This is a genomic window from Micromonospora sp. M51, assembly GCF_018070305.1.
Classification (GTDB): Bacteria; Actinomycetota; Actinomycetes; order Mycobacteriales; family Micromonosporaceae; genus Micromonospora; species Micromonospora parva.
The window spans coordinates 1-1,976 of record NZ_JAGPXZ010000966.1 but is presented as its reverse complement, the minus strand read 5'-3'; the positions used below and the strand labels follow the sequence as shown (position 1 = coordinate 1,976).

The window sequence follows — 1,976 nt, the reverse complement described above, 5'->3', positions numbered from 1 at the left end:
CAGCGGGTGCCCGCGCTGCAACTCGTCGGTGCGGTAGGTGCAGACCAGCAACAGCCGGCCCGGCCTCGCCGCCCGGACGAGGAACCCGATGAGGTCGCGGGTGGAGCGGTCGGCCCAGTGCAGGTCCTCGATGATCAGGACCAGCGGGCGAGCGTCGGCCAGCCGCTGGAACAACTCGGCGACCAGGTCGAACAGGTAGCCGCGCGGGGCGTCGCTGAGTGCGGCGGCACGCGGTGCGGCCAGCGCCACTGAGGTGCGGCCCAGCTCCGGCAGGAGCGGGGCGAACTCCGCCTCGTAGCCGGCGAAGACCTCGGGGCCGTCGGCGCGCAGCACCGCGCGCAACGCGGCGGCGAACGGGGCGAACGGCAGACCCGCCTCGCCCAGCTCCAGGCACTGGCCGACGAGGACCCGGGCCGCGCCGTCGGTGGCCCAGCCGGCGAACTCCTCCAGCAGCCGGGTCTTGCCCACGCCGGCCTCGCCGCCGACCAGCACCGTGGTCGGCTCCCCGGCCCGCGCCCGGCCCAGCGCGTGGCGCAGGGCCGCGGTCTCGCGGTGACGCCCGACGAGGACGGAACTGGCGGCGCGCACTGTCACGTGTTCGAGCATGCCATGGCGGGCGACCGGGCCGACCCCGCCGATCGGCCGGTGGCCGGGCGGCGGGGTCGGATCGGGTCGAGCGGGCACCCCATCAGGTGCCGTGAACGTGGCGACCGCGGTGGAGGTGGCGGCCGCGCTGGGCGCGGTCACCGGCGGGCGTCGTCGGTGCGACCGGCCTGCCTGCGCCGGCCCAACCACCCTCGGCTTACCGGACGTGACAGCGACCGGGCGAGCCGGTCGGCGGCCGCGTCGGCGCGCAGCTCGGCGGCGTGGGTACGGTGCAGGGTGAGCAGGAAATCGCTGTAGTTGCCGAACATCTCGGGCTCCTTCGGGGCGTCGTCGTCTTCTGCTGACGACTCTCCGCGCGAAGGCCCCACCCGGGCATGGGCACGGCGCCTCATCTTCCCCGCCCACAGCCTCCTTACCCGGCCCGTCCGGGCGCGTACGGCGACGTAAGGTACTCAGCTGCCCGGGCACCCGGACGCGGATCAACCGGGCCGGCGGCGACCACTAGACTCTGCGGCATGGCAAAGCCCCAGGAGAAGGTCTCGTTCGGCCAGCGGCTGAAGCAGATCGGGATGGTGTTCCAGTTCACCGCCAAGCAGGACCGGTGGTTCGCGCCGTTGGTCGCCGCGGCGGTGCTGATCCCGCTCGCGCTCACCGTGGTCGCGGTCATCCTCTGGGGCTGGATCTGGCTGCCGCTGGGCATCCTGTTCATCCTGCTCGCGGTGCTGATCGTGCTCAACCTGCGATCCAACAAGGCGATGATGAACGCCGCCGAGGGGCAACCCGGCGCGGCGGCGCAGATCATGGAGAACATGCGCGGCGACTGGCGGGTGACCCCGGCGGTCAGCTCGACCACCCAGATGGACATGGTCCACCTGGTGATCGGCCGTCCGGGCGTGATCCTGCTGGCCGAGGGCAACCCGCAGCGGGTGCGCGGCCTGCTCGGCCAGGAGAAGCGGCGGCTGTCCAAGGTGATCGGCTCCGCTCCCCTGCACGACTACGTGATCGGGCAGGAGGAGGGCGAGCTGCCGATCCGCAAGCTCCGCACGACGCTGCTGCGCCTGCCCCGCGCCCTCTCCGGCAAGGACGTCAACTCGCTGGACAAGCGACTCAAGGCGCTCACCGCCCGACCGCAGATGCCCAAGGGCGCGATCCCGAAGAACATGCGGCCGCCAGGCGCCTTCCGCCAGTCGCGGGGCCGCTGACCCCTCAGTCGGACGCGCAAAGACCCGGACCCGTACGGGTCCGCCACTTTCGTCGTACACCCTCATCGCGCCCGCCCCGACGCGCCACCCACCCTTGCCGTCCCCATGCTCGATCTTGATCGTCAACCCACACCGCCTCGTCGATCATGGAGTTGTGGTGGGTGACAA

General features: G+C 72.4%; 3 protein-coding genes. 1 reads left to right on the top strand and 2 read right to left on the bottom strand.

What is annotated here, in order from left to right:
- Both KBX53_RS31335 and KBX53_RS31330 read right to left on the bottom strand, forming a co-directional pair.
- On the bottom strand, nt 1–747 hold a 747-nt coding region (locus KBX53_RS31335), incomplete at its 3' end, for an ATP-binding protein (protein ID WP_309140901.1).
- Nucleotides 744–914 (bottom strand): hypothetical protein, encoded by a 171-nt coding sequence (locus tag KBX53_RS31330; protein ID WP_210863364.1) that lies wholly within the window; start codon nt 912–914, stop codon nt 744–746. The genes KBX53_RS31335 and KBX53_RS31330, both read right to left, overlap by 4 nt.
- Before the next feature lie 207 nt (nt 915–1,121).
- Here KBX53_RS31330 and KBX53_RS31325 point away from each other — a divergent pair, with 207 nt between their 5' ends.
- Nucleotides 1,122–1,808 carry a DUF4191 domain-containing protein gene (locus KBX53_RS31325; protein WP_030330083.1) on the top strand — a complete coding sequence of 229 codons (687 nt, stop codon included), beginning with the start codon at nt 1,122–1,124 and terminating at the stop codon, nt 1,806–1,808.
- Nucleotides 1,809–1,976: the final 168 nt, after the last annotated feature.

Coding starts and splice junctions, on each gene's coding strand:
- KBX53_RS31330 (WP_210863364.1), bottom strand. CDS start 914: ATGTTCGGCAACTACAGCGATTTCCTGCTCACCCTGCACCGTACCCAC.
- KBX53_RS31325 (WP_030330083.1), top strand. CDS start 1,122: ATGGCAAAGCCCCAGGAGAAGGTCTCGTTCGGCCAGCGGCTGAAGCAG.